We start from the raw sequence: 17,938 nt of genomic DNA, 5'->3' as shown, positions 1-17,938 counted from the left end.
TTCGGCTCCCGGGCCGGACCGCCGCGGTCGTCCGGCTCGAGGACTTGACCGGAGCGGTCAGCCGGCGGGCCACGAAGCCATCGCCAGGGTGGCGACCGCGTCCAGCGCGGCCCTCTCGGCACCGTCGCGGGCGCGCTGGGACATGCCCTGTACCACCACCGCGAAATAGTCTGCGAGAGCGTCGGTATCGGTGTCGGCGGGTAGCTCGCCGTTGTGTTGTGCCGCGGCGAGGCGGGTACGGAAGGTGTCCAGGTTCGCCCGGCGCAGCCCCCGGAGATATTCCTCGACGGCGGCGTCCTGCGGGGTGATGTTGGTGGCGGCGGTGATCACCAGGCAGCCGGGGGGATGGGACGGGTCGCTGTAGAAGTGCGCGGCGTCGCGGAGCAGGCGCGCGAATGCGGCTCGGGCCGTGGGCTCCTCGGCGAGGGCGACGGTGACGAAATCTGCGCCGGGTACGGCGGAGTACGTGGCGACGGCCTCCCGGAACAGGGACTGTTTGTCGCCGAACGCCTGGTACAGGCTCGCGGAGCGGATGCCCATCGCGGCGGTGAGATCCGACAGCGCGGTGGCGTGATAGCCACGCTCCCAGAACAGGCGGGTCGCGGTCGCCAGTGCCGCATCGCGGTCGAAAGTGCGGGGACGTCCCCGGGCCGGCGTAGGCATACGGCAATTGTAGGTCGATCGTTCAAATATCTGCTACCTTATTTCTTGATTGATCGACCAAGAATTGAGTGAGGCTGTCATGGGAGTGCTGGACGGCAAGGTGGCGCTGGTGACCGGGGGAAGCCGGGGCATCGGCCGGGCGGTCGCGGAGCGGCTCGGGCGCGACGGCGCGGTGGTGGCCGTGGCGTACGGGTCGGATCGGGCCGCCGCCGACGAGGTCGTCGCCCGGATCGGCGCGGCCGGTGGGCGCGCGTTCGCGCTGCACGCCGCGTTCGGTGCGCATGGTGACGCGGCCGCGCTGTGGACGGCTTTCGACGCCGCCACGCCGGTACCCGGCGTCGACATCATCGTGAACAATGCCGGGACCAACAGCCCCGCCGACATCTTCGCGCTCACCGAGGACGAGTTCGACCGGGTCTTCGCGGTGAACGTGCGCGCGCCCTTCTTCGTCGTGCGAGAAGGGCTGGGCCGGTTGCGCGATGGAGGCCGGATCATCAACATCTCCAGCGGCGCAGCGCGTCTGGCGATGCCGTCGGGGATCGCCTACGGGTCGACCAAGGGAGCGCTGGACACCTTCACCGTGAATCTGGCCGCTCAGCTGGGTTCGCGTGGCATCACGGCGAATTCGGTCGCGCCGGGCATCATCGACACCGATATCAACGCGAGCTGGCTGCGCGGCAACCCGGAGGCGCAGGCGGGTGCCGCGGCGCTGGCGGCGCTGGGCCGGGTGGGTACGCCGGAGGACATCGCCGGGGTGGTCGCGTTTCTCGCGTCCGACGATGCGCGCTGGGTCACCGGCCGGGTGGTCGACGCCACGGGAGGAGCCGGATTGTGAACGGAGGCAATGGGTCCGGCCCCGGCGGCGCGGGATGTCCCCACGACCGCCGCCTGGACAGCGGTCATCGCGGCCGGCGTCAGCTCAGCTGTATCCATTGCCCGTGTGACGGAACGCCGTCGGTGTCGACGACGACCATCTGATACCAGCCCGGCGGGGCGAGGGCCGGATTCGCCGGCAGCGTGACGGTGAGGGTGCCGGAGCCGGTGAAGGAGAGGTCGATCAGGCGTTGGCTGTTGTCGCACGAATGGGTGCATGTGGTCGGGTGCAGCAGGCTGACCTCGCGCACGGCGGCGGTGGTGGTCACGGTGAGAGTGCCGCCGTATCCGGCGTTTTCGGTGTCCAGGCGCAGATCCGGCCTCGGGCCCCGGAACAGATAGGGCGGCCAGAACACCTCGATGCGGGTCTCCTCGGTCTTGCGGGCCGGATTGGAGCCCGCGGTGACCACCTTGCCGTCCGGGGTGAGTAGCGCCACCGAATGGTAGAGGCGCGGAACCCGTTGGGGCGCGGTCGGATTCCAGGTTTCGGTGGCCGGGTCGAGCAGTTCGGCGTGCGGCGGGGCCATCATGCCCATCTCCTCCATGGCGGCGCCGCCGCAGACCAGCACCGTGCGGTCCGGCAGGACGACCGCGCTCACGTGCATGCGCGCGAATTCCAGTGGCGGGCCCGGCCGGTACACCGGGGCCGCGGTGCTCAGGTCGGCGACGCGGGTGTCGGCGGTCGCGGGGGAGGGCTGGTGCGGGTCGTATCCGCCACCGCCGATCAGCATCACCGTCTGGTCCTGCGCGGGCGGCAGCAGAACGCTGGTGGACTGGTTGCGCGAATCGGGATCCGCCAGGCCGTTCACCACCGTCACCGCGCCGGTGGCGGGATCCCAGATCGACGGGTGCATACCGTTGTTGCCGCCGTACTGGCCGCCGGTGTAGAACAGCCGGCCGTCGGCGAGCAGCACCAGATGGCCGAACATCGGGATCGGGCCGGGTATCGGCAGCTGCGACCAGGTTTCGGTGGCCGGATCGAACATCTCGGGGGTCTCCGCGAGGAAGCCGTCCGTATCCAGTCCGGAGGTGGCCACCACCCGGCCGTCCGGCAGCGCGGCCAGGCTCGGGTACCAGCGTCCGAAGGCCATGTCCGCCAACGGGTTCCAGGCGAGAGTCGCGGGATCGAACAGCAGCGCGTCGCGCAGCCCGAAGAACGGGTCGTACTGCTCGGTGCCGCCCGCGGCCAGCAGCCGGCCGTCCGGCAGGAAAGCCTGTGCGGAGCAGAAGAGGTCGACGGTCAGCGGGGGAGCGGACAGGCCGGGGCGTGGGTAATGCCAGACGCGCGTGGCGAATTCGCGGGTCGGCTCGCGATCGGGATCGTTGCCGGAGCCGGCGTAGAACAGCACGTCGCCGGTGTGCAGCAGGGCGGCGTGCACCGGGTTGATCTCGGTGCCGAAGTCGAGGATCCGCCACGCCCCGAGTGTGGCGCCCTGTGCCACATCGAGATCCGGGTCGAGCACGCGCAGGTAGCCCTGGTTGCCGCCCGCCGGATTGTCGATGGCGAGGACGACCAGCTCCGGCAGCGCCGCGGCGGTGGGCAGTACCGCGACGGCGGCGCCCTGGTTCTGCGCGAACCCCCAGTCCGGCACGTGCGACCAGCGGCTCCAGCCGTCGACGCAGTGCCCGGTGCCGTCGAGACCCCAGCCGACCGTGTACAGCCCGGCGTTGCCGCCGGCGGGATGGTCGACGGTGAACACGATCAGTTCCGGGCGGCCGTCGCCGTCCAGGTCGGCCGCGGTGACGCCCGCGCCCTGGTTTTCCCAGCCCCACCAGTCCGGAATCGCCAGCCACGCGGTCCATTCCGTCACCGCGCCGTCGGCGGTGAGGCCCTTGCCGAGCCGGAACCGACCGGCGTTCTGACCCTCGGGGTTGTCGACGGTGAGGACGACGAGGACGTGTTCGCCGTCGATCTCGGTGAGGCAGATGTCGGCGCCCTGGTTCTGCCAGCCGTACCAGTCCGGAATGTCCAGCCAGGGTGTCCAGCCGCCGGTGACCGTGCCGTCGGCGGCGAGATCGCGGGCGATCCGATACTTTCCGTGATTGCCCCGTTCCGGATGGTCGACGGTGAGCACGACCATGTCGAGCCGGCCGCTGCCCGACAGGTCGGCCAGCGCGAGGCCCGCGCCCTGATTCTCCCAGCCCCACCAGTCGGGAACGGAAAGCCAAGGGCCCCACGCCGACACGGTGCCGTCGGCGGCGAGCCGGGTGCCGATCCGGTAGTTGCCGGTGTTCTGGCCCGCCGGGTTGTCGACCATCAGCACCACGACGTCGGGTTCGCCGTCGCCGTCGATGTCCGCCACCGCGATCCCGCCGTCCTGGTTCTCCCAGGAGAACCAATCCGGGATCGGAACGAATTGCCCTGCCACCCCACCATGGTGACCGCTCGCGGCCGGAAGTGCCGACCGGGAAGGGTGATTCGTCCGGTGCCCGCTACCGTCCCGCGGTCACATCGCGGTGTAGTCGGCGTACAGCGCGAGCATCCCGGCGACCGTGGTCGACCACGGGAAGCGTTCGGCGGCCAGCCGGGCCGCGTTGCGCCGATCCGGTGCGGGCACCGTGAGCAGGGTACGGACGCCGTCGGCCAGACCCGCGGGGGTGCCGTCGCATTCGATACCGGATCCGGCCGGGCCGAGCAGTTCGCGGGCGGCGCCGTCGTGCGGCACCACCACCGGCGTGCCGCAGGCCAGCGCCTCCAGTACCGCGAGGCCGAAGGTCTCGGCGGGCGAGGGGCAGATCGCGATGTCGGCGGCGGCCACCCACCCGGCGACCGCGTCCCGGTCGTTGACGTGTCCGAGGAACCGCACCGGCAGATCCGCGGCCCGGCGGTGCAGGCGATCGCGCAGCGGGCCGTCGCCGATCACGGTCAGCTCGGCGCGAACCCCGCTGTCGCGCAACAACTCCAGGGCATCGATCGCGCGCTCGGGCCGCTTCTCGCGGGACAGCCGGCTCACCGTGACCAGCCGCACCGTCGGCCCGGCGGGCGAGGTGCGGGCCGCGGTCTCGTCGCCGAGGCGGATCGGGCCGCCGTGCCGGGCCGGTAACAGCGGCCGGATTACGTTGTGCCGCACCCGATCGCCGCGCACGGTGATCGAGGCGGTACGCCGCAAGGCCGCATTGCGCCGGACCACCGCGTATTCCGGCCGGGCCAGTGGCAATCCGGCGCGCGGCCGGACCGGAAGCGGCCGGGTGGGCCGCTTCTCGGCGTCGCCGGGCGGCCGGATCGCCACCACGTCCGGATCCAGCCGCGCGACCGCCTGCGGGTGGAAGGTGTCCAGATCCACGCCCAGCGGCACCCGGTGCACGTTGCCCGCCCCGATCCGGGTGAATTCGGTGCGTGCGAAACCCGAAGTGACGACGATCTTCTCGGCCCGCGCGGCCAGCCGCCGGTTGGCCACGTCGGCCGCCGCCGACAGCGGGAATCCGCGCGGCACCCGGGCGCGCAGGATCGCGTCGATGCGCTCGTGCGAGAACAGCACCAGCGGCACCCCGGCGCGGCGGGCCCAGGGCGCGAGCCAGCGCACGCTCAGCTTGTCGCTGCACTCGATCACGTCCGGCGCCAGTTCCTCGAGCAACGGGCGGGTGCGGCGGGCGGTCAGCATGTGGTAGCCGGCGCCGCCGAATCGCGGGCCGCGCACGGTGATCCGGCGTCCGGACGGAGTCTGCTCGTCGTCGTCGGACAGGCCGGGCACCACCAGCACCCGCTCGTGGCCGGCGGCCAGATAGCCGCGGCCGATCTCGTCGACACAGGTGCGCAGCCCCCCGGAGGCTGGCGTGTAGAAATTGGCCAGCTGCACGATGCGCATCATTCGATCACTCCGGCGTAGGTGGTGGCCTCCGCGCCCGCCGACAGCGCGGATTCGATGGCGCGCAGCGCGGCGGTGCGCAGGCCGGGCCGGTGCAGATCGTCGGGATGCAATGCGATGCGGACGAATCCACCGCGCCGGGCCGATCGGCGCGCCAGCCGTTGCATCAGTCCGGCCGCCATCCGCTCCCCGGTGCCGCCGGGCCGCTGCGACAGCGCGAACCCGCGCCGGCGCTGACCGGTGCGCAGATCCAGCAGGCCGAAATGGTCTGTGGTGTGCGAAAATCCGGCGCGGGTCAGCACCTGCAGCGCGGCCGGCGAGGCGAGCCAGCCGGGCGGGGTGAATCCGGTTGTCGCCAGCCCCATCTCGTCCATCACCGCGATCGCCCGGCGTAACCGGTCGTCGGCGCCGGCGGTCTCCAGCGCGGCGAATTCGGCGGCGCCGCGCGCCACCGCCCGGGCCACCGCGCGGCGCAGCGGCGCGCCCTCGGCGGGCGCGCGATGTTCCCAGCCGTGCAACATGATCTCGTCGCCGTGCGCGCGCCGCTCCCGCAGGAACATCCCGTACTCCGGCGCCTCGGACAGGCGGGCCCCTCGCCACGGACCCGGAATCACCAACAGCGACACCGGAATACCGAACGAATCGGCATCGGCGCACCACCGCGCGGTCTCGGCGTCCGTCGCCGGAGCCACGTCATGGACACTCACCACCAACTGTGCGGACACGCGCGCACGCTAGCAGCGGCTGGTTGCCGTCAGCTGAACAGCAGGGTTGAGTTGCCGTACTTCTGATGTCGGTTCCCGGCCGCGAACAGCCTTGCTGACCCGGCGCTTTGCGGTTGTGCCGACCGGTCGGTCAGCCGCGGCCTGCGGCGGGTGCCGGGAGGGTGCGCAGCGAGCTCAACGTGGTGGCCAGCGCGCGCGCCGCCTCGGCGCCCTTGGTGCGGAAGTGGTCGGTGAAATAGTTCACGTGCTCGCTGTGCTCGTGGAAGTGGTGCGGGGTGAGCACGACCGAGAACACCGGCACATCGTGGTCGAGCTGGACGCGCATCAGGCCGTCGATCACCGCACCGGCGACGAACTCGTGCCGGTAGATGCCGCCGTCGACCACCAGAGCGGCGGCTACGATGGCCGAATAACCGCCGCTGCGGGCCAGCCGCTGGGCGTGCAGCGGGATCTCGAAGGCGCCCGGCACATCGAACACGTCGACCGTCTCCGGCTGGTAGCCGAGATCCCGGTACTCGGCCAGGAAGCCTTCGTAGGCCTGGTTCACGATCGCGCGATGCCAGTTCGCGCGGACGAATGCGATGCGGCCGGTGTCGGTACCCATGGCCGGATCCTACTGCGGGGGCAGATGCGCCTCCAGCCAGCCGACCAGGTCCCCGAGCACTGTCTCCTGCTCCGGCTCGTTGAAGACCTCGTGGAACAGGCCCGGGTAGCGGATCACCGTGAGGTCGGTCGCGGCCGCGCGCTGCTCGACCAGATCGGCGCCCGCGGGCGGGGCCAGCCGGTCGGCGCTGCCCTGCAACACCAGGGTGGGCAGGGTCAGCCGATCCAGGTGCGCCTGCACGAACGCGGCGCCGCGCAGGATCTCTGCCGCCGTCCGGGCGGGCAGCGCACCGTGGTGGACCAGCGGATCGGCGTGGTAGGCGGTGACCACCTCAGCGTCGCGGCTGATCGCCGACGTGTCCAACTTCACGACGCCCAGGCCGGGAGCGCGCCTGCTGAGCACCGGCGCCAGCCGGGTCAGGACCGGCCACGCGGCCCGTTCGACCGGGTTGGCGGGCTGCTGGATCAGCGGCGGCGCCGAGACCACCAGGCCGGTGAGGTCCAGTGGGCCGCGGGTCACGAGGTAGAGCGCGATCAGGCTGCCCATGCTGTGGCCGAGGACGAACCGCGGCAGGCCGGGATGCCGTTGCGTGGCGAGGTCGAGCATCGTGGCCTCGTTGTCGGCCGCCTCGTCCAGCGATTCGATGTTCGCGCCGCCGCCGGCGGATTGCCCGTGACCGATGTGGTCGTCGGCGTAGGTGGCGAATCCGTGCTCGGCCAGCCGCTGCCCGACATGTTCGTAGCGCCCGGAATGCTCACCGACGCCGTGTACGAGGGTCGCCACCGCGCGGACCTCGCCGTCGGGCAGCCAGGCGCGCCAGAAGATCCGGCCGCCCTTCCCGTCGAACCGGCTGGTTTCGGTACGCGGCACCACGGCCCGCCTTTCTCCCGATCTCCGCACGTCCGGCTGTCCCGCCGCGAGTGTTCCGGTCCCGGTCGCGAGCCCGCGCGGCTCCCCATGGTCGCACGAGACGCGCCGATCCGCCGCGGTTTCCGCCGCGGGACCTACAGCGTGCACAGGCGGTCGAGCAGCCGGTGGTTGAAGTCGATGAGCCGGCCGTAGTTGGTGCGGGACAGGCGTTCGTCGGCGCCGTGGATCCGGCCGAGATCGACCTCGTCGAGGACGATCGGGGCGAAGTTGCAGCGGGTGCCGGCCAGGCCGTCGTAGTGCCGGGAATCGGTTGCGCCCGGCACGATTCCGATGGTCGGCACGATCCCGGGGACCACCGCGCAGGCCACCTCGGCGACCAGATCGTAGGCCGGGCCGGGTGCGCCGATCCGCGACGGCTCGGCGACCGGTCCGTCGAGTTCCACCCGCACCTCGGGGTCGCGGACCACCCGGCGGCAGTGCTCGAGCACCCCGGCCACCGAATCACCGGGCAGGATACGGAAATTCACCAGCGCCTCGGCCCGTTGCGGCAGCACGTTGGCCTTCACGCCGCCGTGGATCACCGTCGCCGCGGCGGTGGTGCGGACCATCGCCTCGGTCTGCGGCCGGGTCGCCAGGATGCGGGTCACGACCGGCGAGACCACCGGGAGCAGCCGCAGCGCGCTGCGGCGCGGTTCGGCCATCGCCGGACGCGCCCGGCGCAGCATCTCGGCCACCACGGGGGTCATCCGCAGCGGCATCGGATGGTCCTGGATCCGCGCCACCGCGCGGGCGATCCGGCTCACGGCGGTGTCCCGGCCCGGCATCGACGAGTGACCGCCGGGCTCGACCACCGTCAATTTCACCGTGGCCCAGCCCTTTTCGCCGATGAAGATGTTGCCGAGCGGTCGCTCCACGCCGGCGGCGAGGCCGGTGGTGATCACGCCGCCCTCGTCCAGCAGCAGGTCGGCCCGTACGCCGAGCTCGCGCAGGCGGGTGGCCATCCGGGCCGCGCCGTCGGCGCCACTGAGCTCCTCGTCGTGGCCGAAGGCCAGATAGATCGTGCGGCGGGGGCGGCGGCCCGCGGCGAGCAGCGCCTCCACGGCCTCCAGCACGGCCAGCACCCGGCTCTTGTCGTCGATGGCGCCACGGCCCCAGACGAATTCGTCGTCGACGACCCCGGCGAACGGCGGATGGGTCCACAGCCTTTCGTCGTCGGCGGGCACCACGTCCAGATGTGCCAGCAGGATCGCGGCGGGCTGCCCCGGCTCCGCGCCGTCCCAGCGGTACAGGCGGCTGTGGCCGAATCGTTCGAGCGCCAGTTCGGCGTGCACGAGCGGATAGTCCCGGTCGAGTTGCTCGCCGAGCCGCCGGAATTCGGTGTCGTCCCGGTCACCGGTGTCGCGGGAGACGGTGATGCAGCGCAGGGCGGCCGCGAGCCGTTCGGCGGTGCGGTCGTCGACGCCGACGGCCGGGGCGATGCCGCTGGTCATCGGTCGCCGGTGCGGTCGGGAAACGGAACGGTCACCCCGTCATTGTTCAACACGTCGGGCCGGATCGCCGTGATCTTCTGCGCCCGCCATTTGACGATGCCGTCGGTGACGGCGCCGGTGAGGTCCGGATCGCGGATCCCGGTGAGCAGCGGCAGGTCGACGCGGGCGGCCCGTACCGATACCCGGGCGAAGGCCGGCGCGTGCGACCAGACGTCGTCCACGACATCGGTGATCCGGGCAGCGATCCGGTGCCCGGCCGGGATCGGCCAGTCCTGGGCCAGCAGGCGCACCGACCCGGCGCCGGCCGGGCCGATGCCGCGGGTGATCACGGTGCCCACCCCGTCCGGGGCCACGTCGTACAGCTCGACCGCGACGGTGGCGTCCGGCGGCCCGACGGCGGTCACGGTGGCGACCGGGATCCCGGACAGGTGCTGATCCCGGTCCAACGGCTGTGACACCGACCAGATCTCGCGATCCGGGCCGGGCGGGAAGCCACGGTCGGTGTAGTCGCCGGTGCGCAGCGGCATCGGGACGGGCCGTGAATCCCGTGGCGGCCAGGCGTCCTCCGCGCGCCAGCGGCCGTCGAACTGGCCGACGGTGATGTGCGGGCCGGGCACCTCGACGTCCCGGCCGGCCACGTGCCGATCGAAGAAGGCCAGCAACTCGGTGTCGAATTGTGGTGTGCCGCAGTCGATGTGACAGGTGCGGTGCCCCCACTGGCCGAACCAGGCGCGCTGCTCGCCGGGCCCGAGCCCGTTCCACAGCTCGAAGATCCGGTCCGGGCGGGTGTTGTAGTCGACGAAGCCCTGGCCGAGGAACAGCGGAATCGTGTTGCCGCGCAGCCGGTCCACCAGATCACGCTCGCGCCAGAAGTCGGTGGCGCCGTCGTGGTTCATGACGCCGGCCAGATACGGCGGGGCGCAGTCCAGCGGTGCCCGAGCCGCGTTCGCGCGGTACTCGGGTGAGTCGCCGGGGTGCGGCGGGGTCGCGGAGATCAGCAGATGTTCCAGGCCGGCCAGATCGGCGGGCCGGACTCCGTTCTCGGTCACCGGTTTTCCGGAGAACTTCCACGAGATGCCCTGCATGTACAGGTAGGAGTAGGGGTCGACGACCGGTTCGAACGCCGCCACCGCCGCGAGCCCCCGTGGCTGGGTGGCCAGGCCCATCAATCCGGTCCAGCCCTCGTAGGAGGTGCCGATCATGCCGACCCGGCCCGTCGACCAGGGTTGCGCGGCAGCCCATTCCACCGCGGTGTGCACATCGGTCCGTTCGCCCGGGCCGCCGAAGTCCGGGCAGCCGCTGGAGCCGCCGAAGCCGCGCAGGTCGGCGATCACGTACGTGTACCCCGCCGAAAGGAACAGATTCGCCGGCAGGTCGGTGGTGGACGGGCCGCCGCCGGGGCGCGGTTCGGTCAGATAGGCGAGGTGGGCGCGGTACGGGCTCACGGTCAGTACCACCGGGGTTCGCGCGTCGTCGGGTAATCCGCTCGGGCGCAGCACATCCGCGTGCAGCCTGATCCCGTCCGGGGTGGTGAGGAACTCCTCGTGCCATCGGTGGGGGACCAGTGGATCGGCTTCCGCGGGAAGGGGAATCGCCAGCACCGGCAGCAACAGGCCGAGCACGGCCGGCAGCCAGCGGCGCAGCGCGCGCGTCAGGAGGATACGGGCCACGTTTGTATTGTCGGTTGTGCCGGACTGCGGGTCCAGCCCGGGAAACTCGGGGCCACTGCGGAAGCCGGGAAGGTCGCGCCGAAATAGCTTGTGACCAGCTGCTTTACGTAGTCGATGCAGGTCGCGAGGCAATCTTCGTGAACTCTTCATGAATTTTTGACGACATCGAGGGTAATAACGTGCGAGAATAGACATTCCGCCCACCCAGGGGGGTTGACGATTTCACCACGAGGAGTTCCGCCATGTCCGCTGTTGATACCCCGTCGCGGGTCCGTTTGCTGGCCGCCCTGCGTGATCGGGCCCGCCGCATGTACTCCCGGCACGTGCTGACCCCGCAGGAGCGGGTCAACCTGGCCGCCGGTCGCCGTCCCGCCTCCGTGTTCAGCGCCTCCCTGGGGCACCATCCGCATCTCTGACGTCGTCCCACCTCCGACCCGTTCTCGTTGTACGGCAGTCTCTTTCGCATCGACTCAGGTGTGAGACCGCTGTGAATCCCGGCCGATCGGTTTCCCTCGACGGAAAAGAGGGGTACCCGGCACCCGCCGAGTGGCGTCGACTGCGCTGGAGCTGTTGTATTGCGCAGTGAGTGTTGCATGCCGGTGTGCCGTCCGAAGGGTCGATCGGACGAGTTCGTTTTCGTGAGCGTGGAGGTTGGTGCATGGTGGACGTGGGTTCGAGGCAGGATCGGCGCGCGACGGCCGCCCGGACCCGCCCCTTACGCCGACGTACCTCGTCCGTCACCACCCTGCCGCATCTGCTCGCCGCCGCCGTCGAACGCAATCCCGAGGGCGTCGCGGTGGCCGACGCGCGGCTGTCGCTGACCTACGCCGAACTCGACAGCTGGTCCTCGCGGGTGGCACGGCTGTTGATCGCCCGCGGTATCGGCCCCGAGGACGTTGTCGCGCTGGGCATTCCGCGTTCGGTGTGGTCGGTGGCCGCGATGTGGGCGGTGGCGAAATCGGGCGCCGCTTTCGTGCCGATCGACCCCGGCCTACCGGCCTCGCGGGTGCTTCGGACGGTCGAGGACTGCGGCGCCGTGCTCGGTCTCACGATCGCGGCCGCCCGCCCGGCGCTGCCGGCCGATCCGGCGTGGCTGATCCTCGACGATCCCGAGGTCGAGGCGGCGTGCCGCCGCTCTTCCGGCGATCTGGTCGTCAACGCCGACCGGGTACGGCCGCTGCGTGGCGACCACGCGGCCTGTTCGATCTACCCCGACGGTGCCACGGCCCTGCCGGCGGGCGTCGTCCTGAGTCATACCGGCCTGCTGGGCGTGTGCGTCGCGCAGCGCGAGCGCTGCGGCGTGACCGAGCATTCGCGGACCCTGCACGTCGCCTCGCCCGGCACCGGCGCCGCGCTGCTGGAGTTGTTGCTGGCATGCGGCGCGGGCGCGACCATGGTGATCGCGCCGACCGGCGTGCACGGCGGTGCGGAACTGGCGGAACTGCTGCGCGCCCGGCGGGTCACGCACGCGTACCTCACCCCCGCGGCGGTCGCCTCGATGGACCCGGCCGGGCTCGGCGAACTGGAGACCCTCGCGATCGGCGGCCAGGCTTGGGGACCGGATCTGATCACCCGGTGGGCGACGGGCGCCCGCCGGATCGTCAACGTGTACGGGCCCGCCGAGGCCACGATCATCGCGTCGATCGGCGAGCCGCCTGCGCCCGGCCGTCCGATCACCCTCGGCCCGGCCGTCCGGAACATGACGGCCCGGATCCTGGACGATCGCCTGCACCAGGCCGGTCCGGGCGGCATCGGCGAGCTGTATCTCGCCGGTGCGGGCGTGGCCCGCGGCTACCACCGTCGGCCCGGACCGACCGCGACCCGCTTCGTGGCCGACCCGTACGGACCGCCCGGCAGCCGGGCCTACCGCACCGGCGATCTGGCCCGGCAGACACCCTGGGGCCTCCAGCATTTGGGCCGCAACGACTTTCGAGTCGAGGTGCGCGGCGTCCGGTTCGGACTCGGCGAGATCGACGCAGTACTCGCCGCGCACCCCGGCGTCGACTTCGCCGCCACCGCCGCGCACACCGGCCCGACCGGCGCGACCGTTCTGGTGGCACACGTGCTGCCCGCCGCCGGTGCGTCCGTCGACCCCGCCGGCCTGCTCGCCCACGCCGGACGCATGCTCCCCGGGTACCCGGTGCCGGACTCGGTCACGGTGCTGGACCGCATCCCGCTCCCGGACACCCGCGGCCGCGCCGCGCCGGGTCTCACGACGGCCGCCTACCGCCCACCCCGCGACCCGGTGCAGCGCATCGTCGCGGAGGTCTACGCCGACCTGCTGCGGGTCACCCGCGTCGGCCTGGACGACGACTTCTTCGCTCTCGGCGGCAATTCGCTGTCGGCGACCCGGGCCGCCGCCCGGATCCGCGCGGCCACCGGCACCGACTTCCCGTCGCGAGTGCTGTTCGAGGCGCCGACGGTCGCGGCGCTGGCGGCCGCGGTCACCGTGCCGCGCCCCGGCGCCCGGCCCACCGGCGCGGCCCGGCCGCACCTCGTACCGCGGACCCGCCGGGAGCCGATCCCGTTGGCGCCCGCCCAGTATCGGATGTGGTTGCTGAACCGGTTCGACCCGGCCTCGGCGCTCTATCATGTGCCCGTTGCGATCCGGCTCACCGGCCTGCTCGATGTGGCCGCCCTCGGAGCGGCCGTCGCCGACGTGATCGCCCGGCACGAGGTGCTGCGCACGGTCTATCCGCGTGCCGAACACGATGCGGTGCAACGGATCCTGCCGCCGTGGGCTCCGCACCTCACTCCGGTGCCGGTCACCGGCGAACCCGACCTGCTCGCCCGCATCGCCGCCGACGCGACGGCGGGATTCGACGTCACCGCCGAGGTTCCGGTGCGGATCACGCTGTACGTGTTGCCGGACAACACCTCCGGCCCCGCGCCCGCCGGCTTCCGGGACCGGCTCACGGCGACTGCCGGCGGTCGTCCGGTCGTGCCGTCCGGCGCATCCGACGGGGTTCGCGAATCCACGCGGCCGCGGGTGGATCGCGGGCGAACCGCGGACAGGGAACATCCGGCGGTCGGGTCGGCCGAGGTGGGGCGGGGCCGGGTGTATGTGCTGTCACTGGTGGCGCATCACATCGCCGTGGACGGGTGGTCGCTCGGGCCGCTGATGCGGGATCTGATGACGGCATACGCGGCGCGCGGTGCGGGTGTGGCGCCGCGATGGGAGCCGTTGCCGGTGCAGTACGCGGATTACAGTGTGTGGCAGCGCGAGTTGCTGGGGAAGGCAGACAGACCGGATTCGCTTGCTGCGCAACAGGTTGCGTTTTGGGCCAGGGAATTGGCCGATGCTCCGCAGAGCATCGAATTGCCCCTCGACCGGCCGCGCCCGCCGACGGCTTCCGGTGTGGGACGGACGTTGTCGTGCACGGTGCCGGCGGAGGTGACCGCGCGGGTGGCGAGTCTGGCCGCGGCCGCCGAGGCCACCGAGTTCATGATCGTGCACGCCGCCTTCGCGGCGCTCCTCGCCCGGGTGACAGGCGCCGGCGATATGGTGATCGGTACCCCGGTCGCCGGTCGCGACGAGCCCGAAACCACCGATCTGGTCGGCATGTTCGTGAATACGGTCGCCCTGCGCAGCCGGGTCGATGCGGGAATGTCCTTCACCGATCTGGTCGCCCGGACCCGTGACCGCGACCTGGCCGCCTTCGCTCATGCCGATCTGCCCTTCGAGCAACTGGTGGAGGTGCTGGCGCCGGAGCGGTCGCCGGCCCGTCATCCGCTGTTCCAGGTGGCGTTGTTCTTCCAGAATCTGGCCGGTACGGCGCTCGAACTCGGCGACCTGCGGCTGACACAGGTCGAATTCGACAGTCCCGCGGCCAAATTCGATCTCCAGGTGACCGTGATGCCGGGACCGGCGGGTCGGCCGTGGCCGGTGCGATTCACCTACGCCGTGGATCTGTTCGAGGAGCAGACGGTGGCGCGGCTCGCCGAGTGGTTCGTCCGATTGCTCGACGACCTGGTGGCCGCCCCGGACCGGCCGATCGGTGATGCCGACCTGCTGACCGCGGCGGAACACGCGGAGTGGCGGTCGGCCGCCGATGGCGGGCTGCATCCGGCAGGGGACGGACTGCTGCTGGACGGTTATCGCCGGGCCGCGGCGACATATCCGAATGCGGTCGCGCTGATCGCGGGGGAGCGGACGCTGACCTACCGGGAATTCGACGCGCGGGTGAACCAGCTGGCGCGGTATCTGATCGGGCTCGGCATCGGACCGGAATCGGTTGTGGTGCTGAGCATGCCGCGGTCGATCGAGCTCGTGGTGGCGATGTATGCGGTGCTCGCCGCGGGTGGCGCCTACCTGCCGGTGGACCCGGAGCATCCGGCCGGCCGCATCGCCCACGTGGTCGACACCGCCGACCCGGTGTGCGTACTGACCATCGCCGGCAGTCTCTTCCCGGTGGCCGGGCCGCCGGTGCACACGGTCGACACGCTGGATCTGTCGGATTTCTCCGCCGAACCGATCGGTGCGGCGGAACTCGGAACCCCGCTGCTCCCCGATCATCCGGCGTATGTGCTGTTCACCTCCGGCTCCACCGGCCGGCCCAAAGGCGTGGTTGTGTCGCACCGCGCGATCCACAACCAGATGGCATGGATGGCCGCGCAGCACGAATTCGGGCCCGACGACGTCTATCTGCAGAAGACCGCGACCACCTTCGACGTCTCGCTGTGGGGCTGGTTCCTGCCGCTGCGGGCGGGTGCCCGGCTGGTGCTGGCCGAGCCGGGCGGGCAGCGTGATCCCGCGTACCTCGCGCAACTCGTTGCGGCGCGGGGAGTTACGGTCACGGACTTCGTTCCGTCGGTGTTGCAGGTGTTCCTGGCGTCGGCCGAACCGCGGCAGTTGGCCACGCTGCGTGACGTTTTCGTGATCGGCGAGGCGCTGCCCCCGGCCGCGGTCGCGAAATTCCATCGGGTGATGGCGGAATCGGGCCGCAGCCTGCGCGCCGACCGGCGCGGCACTGCGCCGGTCGACATGGGCGGGCCGGTGACCGGTGGCGTCGGGGCCGGGTCCGATGCGCGCCTGGAGGTGACCGGCCTGCACAATCTGTACGGGCCCACCGAGGCGGCGGTCTCGATCACATATCACCGGGCCGCGGCGATGGATACGCCGACCGTGCCGATCGGTGTGCCGCAATGGAATTCGCGTGCACAGGTGCTCGACGACCGGCTGCACCCGACGCCGGCCGGGGCGGTCGGGGAACTGTATCTGGCCGGGGATCAGCTGGCGCGCGGCTATGTTCGCCGTCCCGATCTGACCGCCGACCGGTTCGTCGCCGATCCGTACGGCCCGCCCGGCACCCGGATGTACCGCACCGGGGATCTCGTGCGACGCCGGGCCGACGGTGTCCTGGAATACCTGGGCCGCACCGACTTCCAGGCGAAGATCCGGGGCCACCGGATCGAACTCGGCGAGATCGAGGTGGCACTGCTGGCGGAGCCGTCGATCTCGCAGGCGGTCGCCATGGTCGCCTCGGCCGCGACCGGCGATCGACTGATCGCCTATGTAGTGCCCGCCGGGGGTACCCGGCCCGGCATCGCGGAACTGCGGCGCGGGCTGGGCCGGGTGCTGCCGTCGTACATGGTGCCGGCCGCGATCACGGTGCTGGACGCGTTCCCCACCAACGACAGCGGCAAACTGAACCGCGCGGCGCTGCCGGAGCCGGTGTTCGAACAGCGCGAATTCGTCGCTCCCGCAACGCTCGTCGAACAGGCCGTGGCCGAGGCGTATGCCGAGGTGCTCGGCCTGGACCGGGTCGGCGCCGAGGACGACTTCTTCGACCTCGGCGGCACCTCGCTGCTGGTGTTCACCCTGCAACGGGCACTGGCCGCGCGGCTGCGCATCGATGTCGCGGTGGCGACCTTGTTCACCGATCCGACCGTCCGGGGCCTGGCCGCGCGGCTGGAACACCGAGAGCGCTCCGCCGAGCCGGTGGATCCGGTTGAAACCCTCGCCGCCGACGCGGTACTCGACCCGGACATCGATCCGGCCGGGGCCGCCGCGGCGTATCCCGGCCCGCCGATGGATGTATTACTCACCGGCGCAACCGGTTTCGTCGGCGTGCATCTGCTGCGGGAACTGCTCGATCGCACCGAGGCCCGGGTGTGGTGCCCGGTGCGCGCCGAGTCGGTGCCGCAGGCGCGCGACCGGATCCGGGAAGCGCTGTCGCACTACCGAATCCGGTACGACGATTATCGCGGCCGGATCGTGCCGCTGCCCGCCGATCTGGCCGCGCCGCGACTGGGCCTGTCCGGCACCGACTACACCCGGCTCACCGAGCGCATCGACCTGATCGTGCACAACGGCGCCCGCGTCAACCATCTGGAGCCCTACCGGCGGCTGCGGGCGGCGAACGTCGAGGGCACCCGGGAGTTGCTGCGGATGGCGACCACCGGGCGGATCACCCCGTTCCAGTTCGTCTCCACCGTCAACACGGTGATTCCCGCTGCCCCCGCACCGGATTTCGTGGGCTGGGAGGACACCGTGCTGCCGCCGGAACAGGTCTCCGGCAACGGTTACGTGGCGAGCAAATGGGTGGCCGAACAGCTGGTCCGGCAGGCGGGCGAACGCGGTCTGCCGATCGGAATCCACCGTCCCGGAACGGTATCCGGTGATACCCGCACGGGTGTGAACAGCGCCGACGATTCATTCTGGAACATGATCCGCGCCGTCGCCGTCCTCGGCCTGGCCCCGGAGGTCGGTGACGCCGCGATCCCGCTGGTCCCCGTGAACTACGTGGCGAGCGCGGTGGTGACCCTGGCGCTGCACCCCGCCGTCGGTGTCCACCACCTGGTCAACACGGAGCCGGTGCCGGTCCGGGCGGTGTTCGACAGCCTGCGCCGCAACGGTTTACGCGTCGACACGGCCGACTTCGAGACGATCGCCGCCCGCCTCGCCGAAGAGGCCGCCGCCCGCGAGGCCGACGGCGACGACTCCCTCGTCCGCGCCGCCCTGCTCAGCGGCACCTACGGCACGACCACGGTCGTGATCGACGACACCGGAACCCGTGCCGCCCTCGCCGATCGGGGTATCCTCCGCCCGGCGATCGACGAGACGGTTCTGGACCGGTACGTCGAGGCGTTCATCGCTTCGGGATTCTTCCCGGCGCCGGACCGGGTCTGAATCCGATTCCGCTCGGAAATGTCGCCCGATGCCGGAAGCTGCTGGGCGGCAACGAGTTTCGTCGGTGACCGGCCGTCGGGTGCCGGTCACCGGGCACGGGTGCGA

General features: G+C 71.5%; 11 protein-coding genes. 3 read left to right on the top strand and 8 right to left on the bottom strand.

Annotated elements, in window-relative coordinates; all coding sequences use genetic code 11:
- Positions 1–57: 57 nt before the first annotated feature.
- Positions 58–663, bottom strand: coding sequence for a TetR/AcrR family transcriptional regulator (locus tag NRB56_RS06060; protein WP_153339438.1), 606 nt, complete (start codon positions 661–663; stop codon positions 58–60).
- 79 nt (positions 664–742) lie between these two features.
- Between NRB56_RS06060 and NRB56_RS06055 the strand changes: the two genes are divergently transcribed.
- A complete protein-coding gene (locus tag NRB56_RS06055; RefSeq protein WP_153339437.1) occupies positions 743–1,498 on the top strand; it encodes an SDR family oxidoreductase in 756 nt (251 codons plus the stop codon).
- Between the two features lie 79 nt (positions 1,499–1,577).
- Here the strand turns inward: NRB56_RS06055 and NRB56_RS40045 are convergent, their stop codons facing one another.
- The 7 genes from NRB56_RS40045 to NRB56_RS06020 form a co-directional block, all read right to left on the bottom strand.
- A complete protein-coding gene (locus tag NRB56_RS40045) occupies positions 1,578–3,905 on the bottom strand; it encodes a galactose oxidase-like domain-containing protein (RefSeq protein ID WP_319942614.1) in 2,328 nt (775 codons plus the stop codon).
- 78 nt (positions 3,906–3,983) lie between these two features.
- On the bottom strand, positions 3,984–5,345 hold the full coding sequence (locus NRB56_RS06045) for a glycosyltransferase (protein WP_227837197.1): 1,362 nt from the start codon (positions 5,343–5,345) through the stop codon (positions 3,984–3,986).
- A complete protein-coding gene (locus NRB56_RS06040) occupies positions 5,342–6,067 on the bottom strand; it encodes a polysaccharide deacetylase family protein (protein ID WP_319942613.1) in 726 nt (241 codons plus the stop codon). The genes NRB56_RS06045 and NRB56_RS06040 overlap by 4 nt, the downstream gene beginning before the upstream one ends.
- Positions 6,068–6,197: 130 nt before the next feature.
- Entirely contained in the window at positions 6,198–6,671 is a 474-nt protein-coding gene (locus NRB56_RS06035; RefSeq protein ID WP_153339436.1) for a 6,7-dimethyl-8-ribityllumazine synthase, read from the bottom strand.
- A gap of 9 nt (positions 6,672–6,680) precedes the next feature.
- On the bottom strand, positions 6,681–7,541 hold the full coding sequence (locus NRB56_RS06030; protein ID WP_319942612.1) for an alpha/beta hydrolase: 861 nt from the start codon (positions 7,539–7,541) through the stop codon (positions 6,681–6,683).
- A gap of 134 nt (positions 7,542–7,675) precedes the next feature.
- The gene (locus NRB56_RS06025; RefSeq protein WP_153339435.1) at positions 7,676–9,031 is read right to left on the bottom strand and encodes a M20/M25/M40 family metallo-hydrolase; all 1,356 of its coding nucleotides are present in this window, start codon (positions 9,029–9,031) and stop codon (positions 7,676–7,678) included.
- The gene (locus tag NRB56_RS06020; protein ID WP_319942611.1) at positions 9,028–10,701 is read right to left on the bottom strand and encodes a CocE/NonD family hydrolase; all 1,674 of its coding nucleotides are present in this window, start codon (positions 10,699–10,701) and stop codon (positions 9,028–9,030) included. Before NRB56_RS06020 ends, NRB56_RS06025 begins: the two co-directional genes overlap by 4 nt.
- Positions 10,702–10,943: 242 nt before the next feature.
- Here NRB56_RS06020 and NRB56_RS06015 point away from each other — a divergent pair, with 242 nt between their 5' ends.
- Positions 10,944–11,117 (top strand): hypothetical protein, encoded by a 174-nt coding sequence (locus NRB56_RS06015; RefSeq protein WP_153339434.1) that lies wholly within the window; start codon positions 10,944–10,946, stop codon positions 11,115–11,117.
- Positions 11,118–11,359: 242 nt separating this feature from the next.
- A complete protein-coding gene (locus tag NRB56_RS06010; RefSeq protein WP_153339433.1) occupies positions 11,360–17,833 on the top strand; it encodes a non-ribosomal peptide synthetase in 6,474 nt (2,157 codons plus the stop codon).
- Positions 17,834–17,938: the final 105 nt, after the last annotated feature.

The organism is Nocardia aurantia, assembly GCF_009604425.1.
GTDB lineage: Bacteria > Actinomycetota > Actinomycetes > Mycobacteriales > Mycobacteriaceae > Nocardia > Nocardia aurantia.
The sequence above is the reverse complement of the archived record's forward strand: the minus strand, read 5'-3'. Positions and strand labels throughout refer to the sequence as shown.

What these genes read in the sequence shown, in the direction of transcription:
- NRB56_RS06060 (WP_153339438.1), bottom strand. Translation starts at nt 663, where the DNA reads ATGCCTACGCCGGCCCGGGGACGTCCCCGCACTTTCGACCGCGATGCG.
- NRB56_RS06055 (WP_153339437.1), top strand. Translation starts at nt 743, where the DNA reads ATGGGAGTGCTGGACGGCAAGGTGGCGCTGGTGACCGGGGGAAGCCGG.
- NRB56_RS06045 (WP_227837197.1), bottom strand. Translation starts at nt 5,345, where the DNA reads ATGATGCGCATCGTGCAGCTGGCCAATTTCTACACGCCAGCCTCCGGG.
- NRB56_RS06035 (WP_153339436.1), bottom strand. Translation starts at nt 6,671, where the DNA reads ATGGGTACCGACACCGGCCGCATCGCATTCGTCCGCGCGAACTGGCAT.
- NRB56_RS06025 (WP_153339435.1), bottom strand. Translation starts at nt 9,031, where the DNA reads ATGACCAGCGGCATCGCCCCGGCCGTCGGCGTCGACGACCGCACCGCC.
- NRB56_RS06015 (WP_153339434.1), top strand. Translation starts at nt 10,944, where the DNA reads ATGTCCGCTGTTGATACCCCGTCGCGGGTCCGTTTGCTGGCCGCCCTG.
- NRB56_RS06010 (WP_153339433.1), top strand. Translation starts at nt 11,360, where the DNA reads ATGGTGGACGTGGGTTCGAGGCAGGATCGGCGCGCGACGGCCGCCCGG.